Origin of the sequence: Caballeronia insecticola, assembly GCF_000402035.1 — a bacterium.
GTDB classification, from domain to species: Bacteria; Pseudomonadota; Gammaproteobacteria; order Burkholderiales; family Burkholderiaceae; genus Caballeronia; species Caballeronia insecticola.
On record NC_021288.1, the window covers coordinates 743,153 to 760,622 of the forward strand.

Sequence of the window (17,470 nt, forward strand, 5' to 3'; positions counted from 1 at the left end):
GCCATTATTGGAAGACCGCACGCACAGCGCCAGCGACGATTTCTTTGATCACCCGTAAGTCCGGCTAACACCCATGTTGAAGCGCTACCCTTCGATTCAGTCGATGCAAGCTTTTCTGCAAGCGGCGCGCGCCGGCAGCTTTTCAAGCGCGGCGCGCCAGTTATCGCTCACGCATAGCGCGATCAGTCAGCAGATCCGCACGCTCGAAGAGTTCGTCGGCCAGCCGCTGTTCGTGCGTGAAGGCGCGCGCGTCGTGCTGACCGATGCGGGCGCGCTCTTCGCCAATCAGCTCGCCGATGGCTTCGAGCAGATCGACCGTGCGTTGTCGTCGGTGAAGGAACGCGCGGTGAAGCAGTCGCTCACGCTCGATGTCGATCCCGAACTCGCGCAGAGCTGGCTCGTCGCGCGCCTGCCCGCACTGCTCGGCGCGCTGACGGGCACGTCGTTGACCGTGCTGTCCGCGCCACGCCACGACCGCGGCGCATTCGAGCGCGTGGATCTCGCGCTGCGCTACGGTTATGGCGAATGGGACGGCTTCGAAAACGCGCTGATCTGCGGCGATCGTCTGACGGTAGTCGGATCGCCCGATCTCTTGAAAGCGCGCGGACTCGACGCGCCGCTTACGCCCGAGCAGACGCTCGGCCTGCCGTTGCTCGGCTACACCAAGCGTTCGTGGATTCCGTGGCTCGCGGCGGCGGGCCTTCCCGCCGTCGAGCCGGACGCGGTCGCCGTCTTCGACAATGCCGCCGGATTGATCGCGGCTGCAAGCGCGGGCGTGGGCGTCGGACTTGCGCGCGGGTTGCTCGCGGCCGATGCGCGGCGAGAAGGCAGGCTCGTGGAACTCACGGAAGTCGAGATTCCGACGCACTACAACCTTTATGCCGTCTGGCCTCGCGAGAAAACGGCACGCGTGGCGCCGCTCGTGGAGGCGATACGCGAGCTTGTCGCGCAGACGGTCACGCGGTCTTAGCCACCTCCCGCACCGTCTCAAGAAACCGCGCAAGCACCGGAGACGGCGTCTCCGCACGATACCGCGCATGCAACTACACTTCCGGCGCCGGCGCTGCGAGCCGCACGAACGCAACGCCGCCGCTCGACAACTGCTGCGCCGACGACGGCAACAGCGCAACGCCCAGCCCCTCGCGCAGCAAACACAGCAGCGTATGCAATTCGACGACTTCCTGTTCGATACGCGGCGTGAATCCCGCATCGACACAGCAGTCGCGCAGAAAACGCGCAAGCTGCGATTGCAACAAGCCGAACGACAAGAAGCGCTCCGTCGCCAGCTCACGCAGCGCGATCTCCTCGCGTGATGCGAGCGGATGCGCAAGCGGCAGCGCCACCACCGCCGCTTCGCGCAGCACGACTTCGCTGGTGATCTCCGGGTCTTCATGCGACACGCGAAAGAAACACACGTCGAGCCGGCGTTCCTTCAACGCCTGAATCTGCGCGGCGGGCGTCATCTCGTGCAGCGTCCATCGCACTTGCGGATGCTGGCGTGCGAAAGCGCCGAGCGTGCGCGGAATCGGCTCGACCATGGCCGAACTGATCACGCCGATCTCGAGGCTCCCCACTTCGCCGCGCCCCGCGCAACGCGTGAGATCGATCGCGCGCTCGAACTGCGCGAAGATCAACGGCGCCTGTTCCTTCAGTGTTTTCCCTGCCTCCGTGAGTTCCACGCGATGTTGCGAGCGCAGAAACAGCGCCGTGCCCATCTCCTCTTCGAGGATGCGAATCTGCTGGCTCAAAGGCGGCTGCGAGATGTGCAGGCGCGCGGCTGCGCGGCCGAAATGCAGTTCGTCGGCGAGCACCGCGAAGTAACGCAACAGCCGCATGTCCATATCGTTAACGTATCAAGATCGTGGTCAAAAAATATTGTACAGAGCGTTCGTAACTTGTGAGACTGCATCGCAAGCAGCAGTGCACATCAGTGTGACACTCGATGCCGGCGAGGGGAAGGCGCAATCACACGCGTCTTGCAAAGGGCCGCATGGGCAAGCTCGCAAGGGCTTTCGTTCCATCGATGCGCCTGCCCGCGATCCGGCAACTGGACACGCCAGTTCCCCTCAAGGAGATCGAGACCATGATCATCGACACAAGTTGTTATCCGACCAATCTCGTCGACCTCGCCTGGCGCCATGACGGCGAGCCCTTTTCCGGCGAGCGTCTGATCGAAGTGATGGACGGCCCGTACATCATCAACGGCAAGCCGCGCCGCATCGACCGTGCATTCATTCAACCGCCGCAAGGCAACACCATCTATACGTGGACCGACGGCGAGCGCACGGGCCGCGAGTCGATCGACGACTACATGGCGTACACCGTCGAGATGACGCAGAAGTATCCCGACCGTCTGCTCGGCTGCTTCGTCTATAACCCGCGCTGCGGCCCGCAAAACGGCGCCGATGCGATCGAGTTCTATGCGAAGGAGCACGGCTTCAAGATGGTGCAGTTGCAGGCCAACATGCACGCGTACCGTCCGGACCGCGCGCTCGACTGGCTGCGGCCCGCATTGCGCAAATGCGCGGACCTGGGCCTGATCGTGAAGCTGCATACCGGCGACGGCCCGTACAGCATTCCGAGCGAATGGTATCCGCTGATTCGCGAGTTTCCGTCGGTGCCTTTCATCATGGCGCACTTCGGCGTGCAGACCGGCGGCGTGTATTGCTTCGAGCCGTATCAGATGGCGCTCGACACGCCCAACGTGTATTGCGAATCGAGCTGGTGCCTGCAATCGCGCATCGTCGAGTTCGCGAAGGTGCTGCCCACGCACAAGATCCTGTACGGCTCCGACACGCCGCCCAACGAGCCCGGCATGTGGCTGCGTCTGCTCGAAGTGCTGTGCCACGAGCCGCCGCAAGGCCTCAATCTCGACGAAGACACGCTCGAAGATTATCTCGGCAACAACCTCGCGCGCATGATCGGCATCGAGCCGAGCGCGCCGCCGCGAAGCGTCGAGGAAGCACAGGCTTACCTCGACCAATGTAAAGAAAACGACTACGCAGGAGCGCGCTGATGATCATCGATACCCATCTGCATCCGACCAATCTCGTCGACGAAGCCTGGCGACATACCGGCGAGCCCTTCACCGGCGAACGTCTGCTCAAGATGATGGACGGCCCGTACATCATCAACGGCAAGCCGCGCCGCATCGACATGGGCTTCATTCAGCCGCCGCCCGGCAACACCGGTTATCGCGACGGCAACCGCCGCGGCCGCGAAGGCATTCGCGATTACATGTCGTATATCGCCGAGCTTACGCAGAAGTATCCGGACCGCTTCATCGGCAACTTCACGTATAACCCGCGCTGGGGTCCGGAGAACGGCGCCGCCGAACTCGAATTCCATGTGAAGGAATACGGCTTCAAGATGCTCAAGCTGCACGCGAACATGCACGGCTACCGGCCGGATCGCGCGCTCGACTGGCTGCGTCCGGCGATGAAGAAGTGCGCGGAACTAGGTGTTGTCGTGCTGATTCATACCGGCGACGGACCGTACACCATTCCCACGCAGTTCTATCCGATCATTCGCGAGTTCCCGATGGTGAACTTCATCATCGGTCACTTCGGCATTCAGACCGGCGGCAATTATTCGTTCGAAGCCTTCTGGATGGCGATGGATACGCCCAACGTGTATTGCGAGTCGGGCTGGTGCTATCAGTCGCGCATCGTCGAATTCGCGCGCGAATTGCCGCGCAACAAGATCGTGTTCGGCACGGATTCGCCGCCGAACGAACCGGGCATGTGGCTGCGCGAACTCGAGATGCTGTGCGGACCCGCGCCGCAAGGCATGGATCTCGACGAGGACGGTCTCGAAGACTACATGGGCAACAACATCGCGCGGCTCGTGGGCATCGAGCCGACGAAGCCGCCGAAGGATCTCGCCGAAGCGGAGAAGCGCCTGAAGGCGACCTACGTGAAGAGCGACGACCTCGTGCAGCCTGCCTGATTCAACGGGCGCGTGCTGCTCGCGCGCCCCGCTTCTTTTCCACGGAGCTCAAGATGGCCGATAACCTCTTTCGCGCCTCGCAGGACTTTCATCGCATGGCGCACGCGTATCGCGAGCGTTATCCCGACGATGTGCTCACGCTGCGCGATGTCGTCTCGGCGAATCAGGACGTCACCGCAATCGTCGCGCAACTCGCCGCGCGCGGCCAGCATCCCATGCTCGTATGCGAGAACGTGGACGGCCTCGGCGTGCCGCTCGCGACCAACTTCTTCGCATCGCGCGAGCGCATCGGCCGTCTGTTCGACGTGAGCGCGAACGACCTCTTCGATGCGTATCAACAGCGCGCCAATGCACCGGTGGCACCGACGTATGTATCGAGCGGTCCGGTGCTCGACGAAATCATCGAGGGCGACAACGTCGATCTCGCGCATCTGCCGATGATCCGCCACTTCGACACCGACCGCGGTCCGTATGTCACGAACGCGGTGATCGTCGCGGAAGATCCGGTGACGGGCATCGCCAATCTCAGCTATCACCGTTCGATGCCGCATGCACGCAATGCGCTCGCGACGAGTCTGCATTCGCGCGGTCACTTATGGCGCATGCTGCAAACGGCCAAAGCACGCGGCGACACGCTGAAGGTGGCGATGGTCATCGGCGCGCATCCGTTGTTCATGCTCGCGGCCGCATCGCGCGTGCCGTTCGGCGCCGACGAGCGCGCAATCGCGGGCGGACTCTTCGGTGCGCCGCTCGAGCTGGTGCGTACGCCGCGCTACGGCATTGGCGTACCGGCATCCGCGGAGTTCGTGCTGGAAGGCTCGATCGATCCCGAGGCACGCGCCGAAGAAGGCCCGTTCGGCGAATTCACCGGCTATTCATCGGACCGTTCGACCAACAACGTATTGCGCGTGGATACGATGATGCGCCGCCGCGATGCATGGCTCGTCGATGTCGTCGGCGGGCCGTATGCCGAACACCTCACGCTCGCGCGTCTGCCGCGCGAAGCGGAGATGAGCGAGAAGCTGAAGGCGCGCTTTCCTTCGGTCACGGCGCTGCACTATCCGAACTCGGGCACGCACTTTCATTGCTATGTGGCGCTCAAGCAGACGCGCGACGGCGAAGCGCGCCAGATCATGCTCGCGCTGCTCGGCTGGGACCCGTATCTCAAACATGTCGTGGCCGTCGACAGCGACATCGACATCACCGACGACTCGCAGGTGCTGTGGGCCGTCTCGGCACATGCGCAACCGCACGAAGATGTGTTTATCGTCGGCGGCTTGCCGGGCAGTCCGCTCGATCCCTCTTCATCCGTCGACGGCACCACGTCACGCATGGGCATCGACGCGACACGCGGCGCGCGTTTCGACGGCATTCGCGCACGCATCGGCGATGCGGCACTTCAACGCGCCGCCGAGATTCTCGCCGGAGCCGCGCGATGAGCACGCGTCGCATCGCGGTGGGCATCAGCGGCGCATCGGGCTTTGCATACGGCGTGCGCCTGTTGCAGTTGCTGCGCGAACTCGATATCGAAACGCATTTGACCGTATCGCGCAGTGCGCTGTTGACGATGACGCACGAAACCGACTACAAGCTCGCCGACGTGACCGCGCTCGCCTGCGTCACCTATCGATGCGACGACATGGCCGCGGCGATATCGAGCGGTTCGTTCCGCACGCTCGGCATGATCGTCGCGCCCTGTTCGATGAAGACGCTCGCGGAAATTGCAAGCGGTCTTTCGTCGAGCCTGATTTCGCGCGCCGCCGACGTCACGTTGAAGGAGCGCCGTCCGCTTGTGCTGCTCGCGCGCGAAACGCCTTATACGCTGGCGCATCTGCGCAACATGGTCGCGGTCACGGAAATGGGCGGCATCGTCGCGCCGCCGGTGCCCGCGTTCTATGCGCGTCCCGCATCGCTCGACGCAATGATCGATCACACCCTCGGACGTGTGCTGGACTTGTTCGGCCTCGATTGCGGCGCCGTCCGGCGCTGGAAAGAAACGCAAGCATGATCACTCAAAGGAGACACGCCATGACGCATATCCACACCACGCACAACGCCTTCCAGAAGATTCCGGTGACGGTGCTGACCGGCTTTCTCGGCGCGGGCAAGACCACGCTTTTGAACTACATCCTGCGCGAGAAGCACGGCCACAAGATCGCGGTGATCGAAAACGAGTTCGGCGAAGTGGGTATCGACGGCGGGCTCGTGCTCGAGTCGACCGAAGAGATCTACGAGATGACGAACGGCTGCGTCTGCTGCGTGGGCGCGGTGCGCGAAGATCTCGTGCGCATCGTGCGCATGCTGGTCGAGCGGCCGGACCGGCTCGATCACATCATTGTCGAGACGAGCGGGCTGGCCGATCCTTATCCGGTCGCGCAGACCTTTTTCATCGACGATCCCATCGCGCAACGCGTGACGCTCGATGCCGTGGTCACGATGGTCGATGCAAAACACATCGCCGCGCATCTGGACGATCTCGTGCTCGACGGCCGCGACAATCAGGCGGTAGATCAGATCGTCTGCGCGGACCGCATCGTGATCAACAAGGTCGATCTCGTCACGCCGCGAGAGATCGCGTCGCTTACCGAGCGTCTGCGCGGACTCAATGCGACGGCTGAAATTGTGGAGTCGAATTATGCGCGGATCGATCTGCGCAGCATTCTCGGCGTGGGCGCCAACGAGTTCGCGCAACAGCTCGTCGAAGCCGATCACGATCACGATCATGACCACCACGATGAGCATCATCATGAAGACGATCATCAACACGACGACAGCGTGTCCTCGGTCGGCATCGAAGTCGATGCGGATGTCGATCTCGACGCGCTGCAAACGTGGCTCGCCGAACTGCGCTCGGCGGACGCCGCCAACCTGTTTCGCATGAAGGGCATCGTCGCGGTGCGCGGTGAGCCGTATCGCTACGTGCTGCAGGGCGTGCACGACATCATCGAACTGCGCGCGGCGCAGGCGTGGGGCAGCGAGCCGCGTTCGAGCCGCGTCGTATTCATCGGACGCGAGCTTGACCGCGCCGCGCTCAACGAGCGCTTTCGTGCGTGCCTGGCCGTGCCGGTCGCGGCCTGACGCTCGATGCCGCCGATAAGCCACCGATAAGCCGCCGATAACGATAATCAGGAGACACGTGATGAATACCGATCAACACCCCGTCGACCGCGTCCTGCCGAAACGGCAGATGATCACGCTCGGCCTGCAGCACATGCTCGTTGCTTATATCGGCGCGATTGCCGTTCCGCTGATCGTCGCGTCGGCGCTGAAGATGTCGCCTGCCGACACCACCGTGCTCATCAGCACGGCGCTCTTCTGTTCGGGCATTTCGACGGTGCTGCAAACCGTCGGCTTCTGGAAGTTCGGCGTGCGTCTGCCGATTTTGCAAGGCGTCGCGTTCAGCAGCGTGGGGCCGGTCATCGCGATCGGCCTGAGTCCGGGCGTCGGCTTCGCGGGCGTCTGCGGCGCGGTGATCGGCGCGGGCGTGTTCACGATGTTTGCCGCGCCGCTCGTCGGCCGCCTGCGCCGCTTCTTTCCGCCGGTGGTGACAGGCTGCATCGTGACCGTGATCGGCTTGCAACTCTTTCCCGTTGCGTATCAATGGGCGGGCGGGGGCGAGGCCGCGCGGCAGCACTTCGGCGCGCTGCCGTTCCTCTGCGTCGCGCTGTTCGTCGCGCTGGTGATCCTCGCCGTCAACCGCTTCGCGAACGCGTTCCTGCGCAATCTGTCGGTGCTGATCGGGCTCGTCGCGGGCAGCGTGCTGGCATGCGCGCTCGGCATGGGCGACTTCGCCAACGTCGCTCAGGCACCGTGGTTCACGATGCCGCTGCCGTTTCACTTCGGCATGCCCGTGTTCTCGCTCGTTCCGGTGATGACCATGATCGTCGTGATGGTCGTGCAGATGGTCGAGTCGATGGGTCTCTTCGTTGCAATCGGCGATATCGTCGAGAAGAACATCAGCGAAGAAGACGCCGTGCGCGGCATGCGTGCGAACGGTCTCGCAAGCGCGATTGCGGGCATGTTCGCGGCGTTTCCGTTCATTGCGTTCATGGAGAACGTCGGGCTCGTGATTCTCACCGGCGTGCGCAGCCGCTGGGTCGTGGCGGTGAGCGGCGTGCTCATGTGCGTGGTGGCGCTCGTGCCGAAGATCGGCGCCGTGGTGGCATCGACGCCCTCGGCCGCGCTCGGCGGCGCGGGCATCGCGATGTTCGGCGTCGTGGTCGCGGCGGGCGTGCAGACGCTTGCGAAAGTGGACTTCGAGAAGAATCGCTACAACGTGCTGATTGTCGGCTTCACGATCGCAACCGCACTCATTCCGGTGATGGCCCCGCAAGTCTTCAAGCAGATGCCCGACTGGACGCAACCCTTCGTGCACAGCGGCGTCGTGCTGGCGTGTCTCGTGTCGGTCGTGCTGAACGCCGTGCTCAACGGCGCGCACGAAGAAGAGGCCGTCCCTGCGCACAGCATGGTGCGCGAGTAAATCGCAATGACCGGACAGACCAACGTGAAAACACAAACCAAAGCAGTACTAATCAAAAATCCTGTGGCGGTGATGAGCGGATTGCGTGGCGATGCCGCGCGTCTGGGTCCCGTGGACATCCGCATCCGCGACGGCGTGATCCGCGAAATCGCGCCGAATCTCGACGCACGCGACGACGAACGCGTCATCGATGCAAGCGCGTGCGTGGTGTATCCCGGCTGGGTCAACACGCATCATCATCTGTTCCAGAACCTGCTGAAAGCGGTGCCTTCCGGCATCAATGCAGACTTGCAGGAATGGCTCGCCGCCGTGCCCTACCCGCGGCTCGCGCGCTTCACTCCGGAGCTGGCGCGCGTGGCCGCGCGTCTCGGCATGGCGGAGCTGCTGCTGTCGGGCGTCACGACCTGCGCCGATCATCACTATCTCTATCACGCGCAAGGCACGACAGAAACGGGCGATATTCTGTTCGACGAAGCCGCTTCGTTCGGGCTGCGTTTCGTGCTTTGCCGAGGCGGCGCGTTGCAGGCGGCGGGCGATCATCCGGGCTTCTCGAAGCTTGCGCTCAAGCCCGAATCGCTCGATCAGATGTTGTCCGACATCGAACGTCTGAAGGCGCGCTATCACGATGCGCATGCGGCATCGATGCGCCGCGTCGTCGTCGCGCCGACCACGCCGACTTTCTCGTTGCCGCCCGCGCTGTTGCCCGAAATCGCGCGCGCGGCGCGTGGCATGGGTCTGCGCATGCATACGCATCTGTCGGAGACGCGGCGCTATGTCGACTTTTGCCGCGAGCGCTTCGACCGGTTGCCGGTCGAGTTCGTCGCCGATCACGAATGGCTCGGCCCCGACGTGTGGTTCGCGCATCTCGTGCATCTCGAAGCAAGCGAGATTGCGATGCTCGCCGAGACCGGCAGCGGCTGCTCGCACTGCCCCGTCAGCAACGCGCGGCTTGGCAGCGGCATTGCGCCCGCGCCGCAGATGGCCGCGGCGGGTGTGCCGATGTCGCTCGCGGTGGATGGCGTCGCCTCGAACGAGTCCGGCAGCATGACCAGCGAGGCGCACTTCGCGTGGCTCGTGCATCGCGCGGCGCAGGGCGCGTCGGCCACCACCGTCGAGGAGACGATCCATTGGGGCAGCGCGGGCGGCGCGGGCGTGCTGGGCCTCGATGCCGTCGGCACGCTCGAAGTGGGCAAGGCGGCCGATCTCGCGCTGTACGACATCGACGATCCGCGCTTCTACGGCTTTCACGATCTCGCCGTGGCGCCGGTGACGGCAGGCGAGCCCGCGCGCGTGCGCTACAACATCGTGAATGGCCGCGTAGTCGTGGACGATGGCGTGATACCGGGACTCGATCTCGACGCGCTTCGTCATCAGGCGGTGGATGGCGTCAAGCTGTTGCTCGCGGATTGACGGGGCATCGCGATGCAAGCGAAACGGCTCAGGATCGGCATTCTCACGCCCTCTTCCAACACGGCGCTCGAACCGCTCACGTCGGCCATGCTGAGCGCGCTGTCGAATGTCAGCGCGCATTTCGCGCGCTTCACGGTGACGAAGATCAGCCTCACGCAACAGGCGCTCGGCCAGTTCGATGTCGCCCGCATTCTGGACGCCGCGCGGCAACTGGCCGATGCGCGCGTGGACGTGATCGGCTGGAGCGGCACGTCGGCGGGCTGGCTCGGCTTCGACCGCGACGAAGCGCTATGCCGTCATTTGACGGAGGCGACCGGCATTCCCGCGACCACATCGGTACTCGCATTGAACGAGATACTCGCGACGACCGGCGTACGGCGTCTGGGCCTCGTGTCGCCGTATATCGACGCGGTGCAGGAGCGCATCATCCGCAACTACGAGGCACGCGGCATCGAATGCGTGGCGGAGCGGCATCTGGGCTTGCGCGAAAATTTCAGCTTCGCCGATGTGCCCGACACACTGCTCGCGCAGATGATGCACGAGACGGCGTTCGCCCGCCCCGATGCGGTCACCACGTTCTGCACGAATCTGCACGCCGCCCATCTCGCGCGCTCGTTCGAAGCGTCCACGGGCATTCCAGCGTATGACACGGTGACGACCGTCGTATGGAAGGCGTTGCGGATGCTCGGCGTGGATACGTCGATGCTTGGCGCTTGGGGAAGGATATTTTCGCTGCGATGAAACGTATGGGTTTATCGACTCGCTACGAAGCGCGCCGCTTGCCCTCGAACAACTCCCGCTCCTTGGCCAGCGCTTCCCCGACCAGATCGAAGAAAGCGCGCACCCTCGCGGTCTTGCGCAAGTCGGCGTGCGTGACGATCCACAGTTCGCCTTCGAGCTCCGCGACCGGCTTGCTGCCGACGCGCGTCACGTCGCGATCGCCGTCGCCAAGATAACAAGGCAGCAGCGCGATGCCGATTCCCGCACGCGCCGCGATCAACTGATTCACGAGGCTGTTGCTCCGATACACCACCGACGAAGACTGCACCGACCGCGCGAGCCATTCCGCCGCGCCGATGCCCGACGCCGCTTCGTCCCAACCGATCAGCGCGTGTCCATCGAGTTTGCCGCCGCGCACGCCGCCATGTTCCGCGAGATACGAAGGCGCGGCATACAGGCCCCACGCGACGCCTGCGAGCTTGCGTCCCCACAGGTCGCCTTCTTTCGGACGAACCGGACGCAGCGCGATATCGGCTTCGCGCCGCGACAGATTGAGCACGCGGTTATCGATCGACAATTCGACGACGATGCCCGGATGCGCCCGCCGAAACGCGGCGAGATGCGTGGTGAGCCGGCTATAGGCCAGCGTCTCCGACGAGGTGACGCGCAATCGCCCGCTCAGCCGATGATCGCCGCCGACGACATCGCGGCCGAGCGCAAGAAACTCGTCTTCCATTCGCTCGGCGCCCGCGGCGATGCGTGCGCCCGCCTCGGTTGCCTGATAGACACCGCCCGGCAACCGCTCGAACAGGCGCACGCCGAGTTGCGCCTCCAGCGCCTTGAGACGGCGAAAGGCAGTCGAATGATCGATCGCGAGCGCCTCGGACGCAGCCGCGAGACCGCCCGCGCGATACACCGCGAGCACGAGGCGAAGTTCGTTCCAGTCTTTCATGCGTGAAGACTAGATCGGCGCTTGCGTTTCTGCAAACTCGGTTTTCCTCTTGACAATGGACTTGCAGAAACGCAATCGCTAATCTGAGCGCGTCAACACGTCGAACGGAGGTTCGCATGACGCTCAATTCGCTCACGCTCGTCAGTCATCCGCTGTGCCCTTATGTGCAGCGGGCCGCCATCGTGCTCGCCGAAAAGGGCGCGAACTTCGAACGGCGCTACATCGACCTGGCGGACAAACCGGCATGGTTCGATGCGATTTCGCCGCTCGGCAAGGTCCCGCTTTTGATCATCGGTCGCGCCCCGAACCATGCGTACGACGACGCCGTGCTCTTCGAAAGCGCGGTGATTTGCGAGTATCTCGACGAAACGCAGCCCGGCCGGCGGATGCATCCCGCCGATCCGCTTGAACGCGCGCGGCATCGCGGCTGGATCGAGTTCGGCTCGTCGCTTCTGAATGAAATCTGGAAGCTGGAAACGGCCACGGACGCAGCAACGCATCACGCGCAACGAAAGACCATCGCGGAGCGGTTCAAGGTTGTCGAGCGCGCGTTGGAAACGGGGCCGTGGTTCGCGGGCCGCGCGTTCAGCATGGTCGATGCGGTGTTCGCGCCGGTCTTCCGCTACTTCGACGTGTTCGACGAAATCACCGATCTGCAAGTCTTCGACGACACGCCGAAGGTCCGCGCATGGCGACGCGCGCTCGCGCAAAGGCCGAGCGTCATCGATGCCGTTTCCGCCGACTATCCCCAACAGCTGCGCGCCTTCTTGAGCGTGCATAACGCCTGGCTGCTTCGCGAAGGCGCGGAGACGCGCGCGTGAGTCAGAGCGTCGCGTGGTTGCTACTGATTGTGTCGGGATTGCTCGATGTCGCGTGGGCGGTGTCGATGAAGTTCACGCACGGCTACACGCGTCCGGGATGGACCGTGCTCTCGCTGCTTCTGCTCGCGGCGTTCGTCTTTCTGCTCGGAAAAGTGCTGGCCGTGTTGCCGGTTGGAAGCGCGTATGCGGTATGGACAGGCATCGGCGCATTGGGGACCGTGCTGCTCGGCGTCGCGCTGTTCGGCGAGCCGTTGAGCGGCTGGCGCGTAATCGGTGCCGGACTGATCGTCGCGGGCATCGTCGCGCTCAAACAAGCGCCTGCGTAAAAAGGCGTCGTGCCAAAAGCCAAAATGACACGACGCCCTACAACCCAACCGTCACCGTCGCATGAGGCCCATGACGAGCGTGACGAGGAAGATCACGAGGAAGATAAAGAACAATATCTTCGCGATGCTGGCGGCGCCCGCCGCGATGCCGCCGAAACCGAGCGCCGCGGCGATCAGCGCGATGACAAAAAAGACCAGCGCGTAATAGAGCATGACGTTATCTCCTGAGGAATAAAAGGTTCATGCGGACCCTTGCGCACGGACCGTGCCCGTACAGAAGCAAGCAGTATTCCTTACCGGATGGAGCAGACAGTTTTGCCGTGATATCCTTGCCTCGCCCCTGTGTACGCCATCGAACCTGCATCGAACTGCGAGCGCGCGTCACCCCGTTTCGTGAACGGCCGTTAAAAATTACGCGCCGTGTGCCGTTAATAAAAACAAGGACGTTAAAACAACACGGCGATCCACACGGCGCGGGCTGACTTCCGTTCGCGCACCGTTCCGCGTGAATGAATGGTCATGCAATACGGGCACCATTCCAGCGGAGCTATTCCCGAAAAAGGGCCATGCTCGCATGGTTGACGATCTGCGGTTCAAGGTCGATCGCTTCGCCATTCAGAGCGTCACATCGCGCACGGCAAGCATCCCGCCACCGACAGCCAGAATCCGGCACGCCCGGATTGCCTCTTGTCCCGAGACAGATTTGAGTGCGGCGCCGTTGCGGCCCCATTAGGAAAGAATTGATGAAACCGGCAAGAACTTCGCTTCGGTCGCGCGTCGGCCGCTATCTCGCGTACGGTGCGATCGCGGTGGCGCTCGTTGCAACCGTGGGCTTTTTGCACTGGCGCCATGAGCATCGTGCCGCGCAATCCGAACCGGCGGCGCTCACAGGCCTGGCCAGTCAGATGCGTGTCGATGCATCCGCGTGGGCGCATCACGAAAAGGACGCCTCGGAAATGCTGCGCGACATCCGCGAGCACAACGTTGCGGCGATCGGCGTGAGCCGCGATGCGATTCTCGTCTCGACGCTCGGCGGCGAAAAATATTACGTGGCCGATCACAACGGCGCGTTCTCGAATTCCCTCTTGCTCGGCGATCTGAAGCCGGGCAGCAATTCGCCTTATCAACTGGTCTGGCTGCCCGACGCCGACGTGCGCACCGGCACCGCACGCTTAGGCGAAATGTTCGACCGTTCGCGCGACATTCTGAGCCTCTTGCTGCCCGTGCTGATGATCGGCGGCCTGCTCTGGTTCATGCGCCGCGAGATGAAGGGCGGCGCACAGCTTCTCGCCAAATCGCCCACGCTGCGTTTCGACGATGTGATCGGCGCAGGCGAAGCCAAAGCCGCCCTCGCCGATGTCCGCGCATGGCTCACCGAGCCCGCGCAATTTACCGGCATGGGCGTGCGCGCGCCGTGCGGCATTCTGATGACGGGCGGCCCGGGCGTCGGCAAGACGCGTCTCGCGCAGGCGCTCGCGGGCGAATGCGGCGCGAACTTCATCGCGATCACGGGCAGTTATTTCAGCGCGAAGTATTACGGCGTCGGTATCCAGAAGGTCAAGCATCTGTTCGAGCTCGCGCGCAAGAACGCGCCGACCGTGATCTTTATCGACGAAGCGGACGGCCTCGGCAAACGCACCGATACCGGCGGCGGCCCGGTCGAAGCGGAGAGCAACCGCATCATCAACCAGCTGCTCGCGGAAATGGACGGCTTCTCGTCGAACGAAGGCGTGATCATCGTCGCGGCGACCAATCATCCGGACAATCTCGACGAGGCGCTGCGCCGTCCCGGCCGCTTCGACCGCACGGTGCAAGTGCGTCTGCCGAGCCTCGACGACCGCGCGGAAATCCTGCGCTTCTACGCGGCAAATCTGAAGACGAAACACGACAACATCGATTTCGATCAGCTCGCGCGTCTGACCACGGGCCTGTCGCCGGCGACGTTGGCGATGATCGTCAATCAGGCGGGACTCGTCGCGCGCAAGGCGGGCGAGCAGGAAGTCGGCGCGAAGCATTTTCTCGAAGCGATCAAGATTGCCCGCATCGGCGACATCAACGGCGCCGAGCGCGCGCTGTCGGACGACGAACGCACGCGCATCGCGGTGCATGAAGCGGGACACGGGCTCGTCGCGGCGCTGCTCGGCACGGGCGTGCTCGAAGAAGTCACGATCCTGCCGCGCGGCGGCGCGCTGGGCGTCGCGCTCATCACCAAGATGCAGGACAAGCATCTGTATCGCGAGACGGAGTTGCGCAACGAAATTCAGGTGCTGCTTGGCGGACGCAATGCCGAACTGCTGATGTTCGACGAAGCATCGAGCGGCGCGGCGCACGATCTGCAGGAAGCATCGCGCATCGGGCTCGACATGGTGTCGAAGCACGGCTTCAATTCGGACGGCAACCTGTTCAGCCTCGCCGCCCTGCCGCAGCAGTACGCCGGTCTGCAACTGAAGAATTCGATCGAGCATGCAAACGCGCTGCTCAGCGATCTGAGCGACGCATGCTATGCGCTGTTGCAGGCAAACGAGCCGGTGCTGCGCGCGATTGCCGAACAGTTGCTGGAAGCGGAGACGGTGCCGGGCGAGACCGTGTACCGGCTCATCAGGGAACACGCGGCCGCCGTCGCGCAAACGCAGGCCATCACCGAGGTGATGGCTGCCTGAGCGGTTTAGACCCGCGCTGCATTGCGTTCGACGTGTGGCGCGACGTCCTTAAGCCGGACTTGCCTGCATCACGCGGTTGCGGCCGCGCGCTTTCGCGTCGTAGAGCGCTTCGTCGGCGGCGCGGATGAGCGCGCTCACTTCCACGTCGCCTTCAGGCCGCCAGCTCGCCAGGCCAATGCTCGCCGTCACGCGGCCGTATTCGCTGCCCGCATGCTCGATCGACAGATCGCTGATAGCCACGCGAATTTTCTCCGCGATGCACGCGGCGCCCTCGGCGGGCGTATCGGGCAGCACGACCACGAATTCCTCGCCGCCATAACGCGCGGCGGTATCGGCGGGCCGCCGGATGTTGTCGCCGATGCAGCGCGCCACGGCCGCGAGCGCATCGTCGCCGGCCTGATGCCCGTAGGCGTCGTTGAACGCCTTGAAGCGGTCGATATCGACGAACAGCAGCGAAAAAAGACCGCGCGTGCGTCGCGCGCGCCGCCATTCCTGATCGAGAATCTCGCCGAGCGTGCGGCGATTATGCAGCCCGGTCAGGCCGTCGGTGCGGGCGAGCAGCTTCAGTTCCGATTCCGCGCGGATACGCCGCCGGAATTGCGCGGCCAGCACGAACGACAGCACGACGAAGCCTGCGGCGAGCACGCCCATCGACGAGCCGATAATGATCGCGCGACGCCGCCACGCCGCGTAGATATCGCCCTCCGCCTCGGCCACCATGATGATGAGCGGCAGCGTCGGAAAGTTGCGGTAGTAGTAGAGGCGGCGCGTGCCGTCGATCGACGAGGTTTCGCTGAAGCTGCCCTCCGCGGCCATGCGAAAGCGCCGGAAGGTGTCGGCCTGGCTGATGTCGCGGCCGATCACATGCGAGTCGAACGGCTGCCGCATGATCATCACGCCGTCCTGGCTGATCAGCGACACCGCGCCATGTTTCCCGAGCGAAAGCCCCGCGAAAAGATTGCGAAAGTATTCGAGGTTCACGGCGATCATCGCGACGCCCGCGAACGAGCCGTCGGCATTCGAGAGGCGCCGGCTGAGCGCGATGCTGGGCGAGCCGCCGCGCAGCCGCGACGTATACGGATTGCTGATGTAAAGCCCGGTGTCGGGATGTTCGCGCTGAACCGAGAAGTAGCGCCGGTCCGCGAAGTTGCCCGGCCGTGGCGTCAGACTGCCGGAGTCGATGACGATGTCGCCCTTTGCATTGAGCACAAGCAGCGAGCCGAGATCGCGGGCGGACGCGGCGCGATCGAAGAGCACATCGTTGCGCAGTTGCGGCGAAAGCGCCTGCACGTCGGGCCGTTGCATGCCTTCGACGACAGCCTGAAGCGATAGCTCGTACAGTTCGAAATTGCGCTCGATATCGCGTTCGGCGAGCAGCGCGAGATTGCGTGAGGTGTCGCGCGCCCGGTCGAGCGCATCGACACGAGCCTGATACAGCACCAGCGCGCACAGTCCGACCATCACGAGCGCGATCAGCGTCCCGCACAGCACGATGACATGCGGCGCCGATAATTTCAGCCGATGCGGCGCCTGCTCGTTCAGGCTCGATACATGGAAATGGTCGGTTGCCACTATGTAGGAAATCCCCGTATGCTGGCGCGCGAGTCCCGCTTCGCTCCGCACGGTACCAGGTTGGCGAGCCTGGCTATTCTCTCCTATTTGTCTGATTCAAGTGTGAAGAGTGACGAGTGGTCACGCCTGGTGACGGGTGGCGGGGTGGTGGGCTTAAGTCAAGCGGGAGGGCTGCGTCTTCTACGCCCGCTTACGGCTCAGACAATCGTCGATGACGATTTTCGCCGTCGCCACGGCGGCGATGGCTTCGGTCAGATCCGCGAAGCCGTCCGCGGGAAAGCGCCGGTCGATGTCGGGCAGACGCGTGAGCCCACAGGCTTCCGATCCCTGCGGATCTTCGATGCACAGCGCATACAGCCCCAGGCTATTGGCGCTTACGCGCAGCAAAAAGCCGCGATGCGATTCCCGATATTCGATCGACGACGGTCCGGTGACGGGCTGCGCGATGGCGGCGTCGGCGAAAGCGGCGCCGCTTCGCCGCCGCAACAATGAACTAAGACGCATAGTCTGCTGATTTCCGGTGGGCGACGCCTGTGCGTCCCGGCCGCCATGATCGCCGCCACGCGAGCGCGCCGCCGGAC

16 protein-coding genes and 1 pseudogene are annotated in these 17,470 nt (G+C 63.8%); 12 read left to right on the plus strand and 5 right to left on the minus strand.

Features of this window, described 5'->3' with window-relative positions; all coding sequences use genetic code 11:
* The first annotated feature begins 73 nt into the window (after positions 1–73).
* Positions 74–970 carry a LysR substrate-binding domain-containing protein gene (locus BRPE64_RS23995; RefSeq protein WP_016347494.1) on the plus strand — a complete coding sequence of 299 codons (897 nt, stop codon included), beginning with the start codon at positions 74–76 and terminating at the stop codon, positions 968–970.
* Here the strand turns inward: BRPE64_RS23995 and BRPE64_RS24000 are convergent.
* Positions 957–1,841: pseudogene (locus tag BRPE64_RS24000) on the minus strand (LysR substrate-binding domain-containing protein). The gene BRPE64_RS23995 and the pseudogene BRPE64_RS24000 sit on opposite strands and share 14 nt — an antisense overlap.
* A gap of 242 nt (positions 1,842–2,083) precedes the next feature.
* Between BRPE64_RS24000 and BRPE64_RS24005 the strand changes: the two are divergent.
* The 8 genes from BRPE64_RS24005 to BRPE64_RS24040 all read left to right on the plus strand — a co-directional run bounded on the left by BRPE64_RS24005 (position 2,084) and on the right by BRPE64_RS24040 (position 10,579).
* On the plus strand, positions 2,084–3,016 hold the full coding sequence (locus tag BRPE64_RS24005) for an amidohydrolase family protein (RefSeq protein WP_044043154.1): 933 nt from the start codon (positions 2,084–2,086) through the stop codon (positions 3,014–3,016).
* Entirely contained in the window at positions 3,016–3,948 is a 933-nt protein-coding gene (locus tag BRPE64_RS24010; RefSeq protein WP_016347497.1) for an amidohydrolase family protein, read from the plus strand. The genes BRPE64_RS24005 and BRPE64_RS24010 overlap by 1 nt, the downstream gene beginning before the upstream one ends.
* A gap of 53 nt (positions 3,949–4,001) precedes the next feature.
* A complete protein-coding gene (locus BRPE64_RS24015; protein WP_016347498.1) occupies positions 4,002–5,387 on the plus strand; it encodes a UbiD family decarboxylase in 1,386 nt (461 codons plus the stop codon).
* Entirely contained in the window at positions 5,384–5,956 is a 573-nt protein-coding gene (locus BRPE64_RS24020) for a UbiX family flavin prenyltransferase (RefSeq protein ID WP_016347499.1), read from the plus strand. The genes BRPE64_RS24015 and BRPE64_RS24020 overlap by 4 nt, the downstream gene beginning before the upstream one ends.
* Positions 5,957–5,976: 20 nt before the next feature.
* Positions 5,977–7,026 carry a CobW family GTP-binding protein gene (locus BRPE64_RS24025; RefSeq protein ID WP_016347500.1) on the plus strand — a complete coding sequence of 350 codons (1,050 nt, stop codon included), beginning with the start codon at positions 5,977–5,979 and terminating at the stop codon, positions 7,024–7,026.
* A gap of 61 nt (positions 7,027–7,087) precedes the next feature.
* Complete coding sequence (locus tag BRPE64_RS24030; RefSeq protein ID WP_044042939.1) at positions 7,088–8,428, plus strand: nucleobase:cation symporter-2 family protein; 1,341 nt, start codon at positions 7,088–7,090, stop codon at positions 8,426–8,428.
* 6 nt (positions 8,429–8,434) lie between these two features.
* Complete coding sequence (locus BRPE64_RS24035) at positions 8,435–9,838, plus strand: amidohydrolase family protein (protein ID WP_016347502.1); 1,404 nt, start codon at positions 8,435–8,437, stop codon at positions 9,836–9,838.
* Positions 9,839–9,850: 12 nt separating this feature from the next.
* A complete protein-coding gene (locus tag BRPE64_RS24040) occupies positions 9,851–10,579 on the plus strand; it encodes a maleate cis-trans isomerase family protein (RefSeq protein WP_016347503.1) in 729 nt (242 codons plus the stop codon).
* A 22-nt stretch (positions 10,580–10,601) separates the two neighbouring features.
* Here BRPE64_RS24040 and BRPE64_RS24045 read toward each other — a convergent pair whose 3' ends face one another.
* Positions 10,602–11,510, minus strand: coding sequence for a LysR family transcriptional regulator (locus tag BRPE64_RS24045; protein ID WP_016347504.1), 909 nt, complete (start codon positions 11,508–11,510; stop codon positions 10,602–10,604).
* Between the two features lie 116 nt (positions 11,511–11,626).
* On the opposite strand from BRPE64_RS24045, the gene BRPE64_RS24050 reads away from it, so the two are divergent.
* Together BRPE64_RS24050 and BRPE64_RS24055 are read left to right on the plus strand one after the other, a co-directional pair.
* Positions 11,627–12,331: a glutathione S-transferase family protein gene (locus tag BRPE64_RS24050; RefSeq protein WP_016347505.1), complete on the plus strand. Its 705-nt coding sequence runs from the start codon at positions 11,627–11,629 to the stop codon at positions 12,329–12,331.
* The gene (locus tag BRPE64_RS24055) at positions 12,328–12,657 is read left to right on the plus strand and encodes a DMT family transporter (RefSeq protein ID WP_044042940.1); all 330 of its coding nucleotides are present in this window, start codon (positions 12,328–12,330) and stop codon (positions 12,655–12,657) included. Before BRPE64_RS24050 ends, BRPE64_RS24055 begins: the two co-directional genes overlap by 4 nt.
* Positions 12,658–12,708: 51 nt before the next feature.
* Here the strand turns inward: BRPE64_RS24055 and BRPE64_RS32140 are convergent, their stop codons facing one another.
* Positions 12,709–12,870, minus strand: coding sequence for a DUF1328 family protein (locus BRPE64_RS32140; protein WP_016347507.1), 162 nt, complete (start codon positions 12,868–12,870; stop codon positions 12,709–12,711).
* 530 nt (positions 12,871–13,400) lie between these two features.
* Between BRPE64_RS32140 and BRPE64_RS24065 the strand changes: the two genes are divergently transcribed.
* The gene (locus tag BRPE64_RS24065) at positions 13,401–15,317 is read left to right on the plus strand and encodes an AAA family ATPase (RefSeq protein WP_016347508.1); all 1,917 of its coding nucleotides are present in this window, start codon (positions 13,401–13,403) and stop codon (positions 15,315–15,317) included.
* 48 nt (positions 15,318–15,365) lie between these two features.
* On the opposite strand, the gene BRPE64_RS24070 is transcribed toward BRPE64_RS24065, so the two are convergent.
* Positions 15,366–16,835, minus strand: a complete 1,470-nt coding sequence (locus tag BRPE64_RS24070; RefSeq protein ID WP_408608266.1) for a sensor domain-containing diguanylate cyclase — start codon at positions 16,833–16,835, stop codon at positions 15,366–15,368.
* Positions 16,836–17,069: 234 nt separating this feature from the next.
* Entirely contained in the window at positions 17,070–17,393 is a 324-nt protein-coding gene (locus BRPE64_RS24075; RefSeq protein WP_144063509.1) for a hypothetical protein, read from the minus strand.
* Positions 17,394–17,470 lie beyond the last annotated feature (77 nt).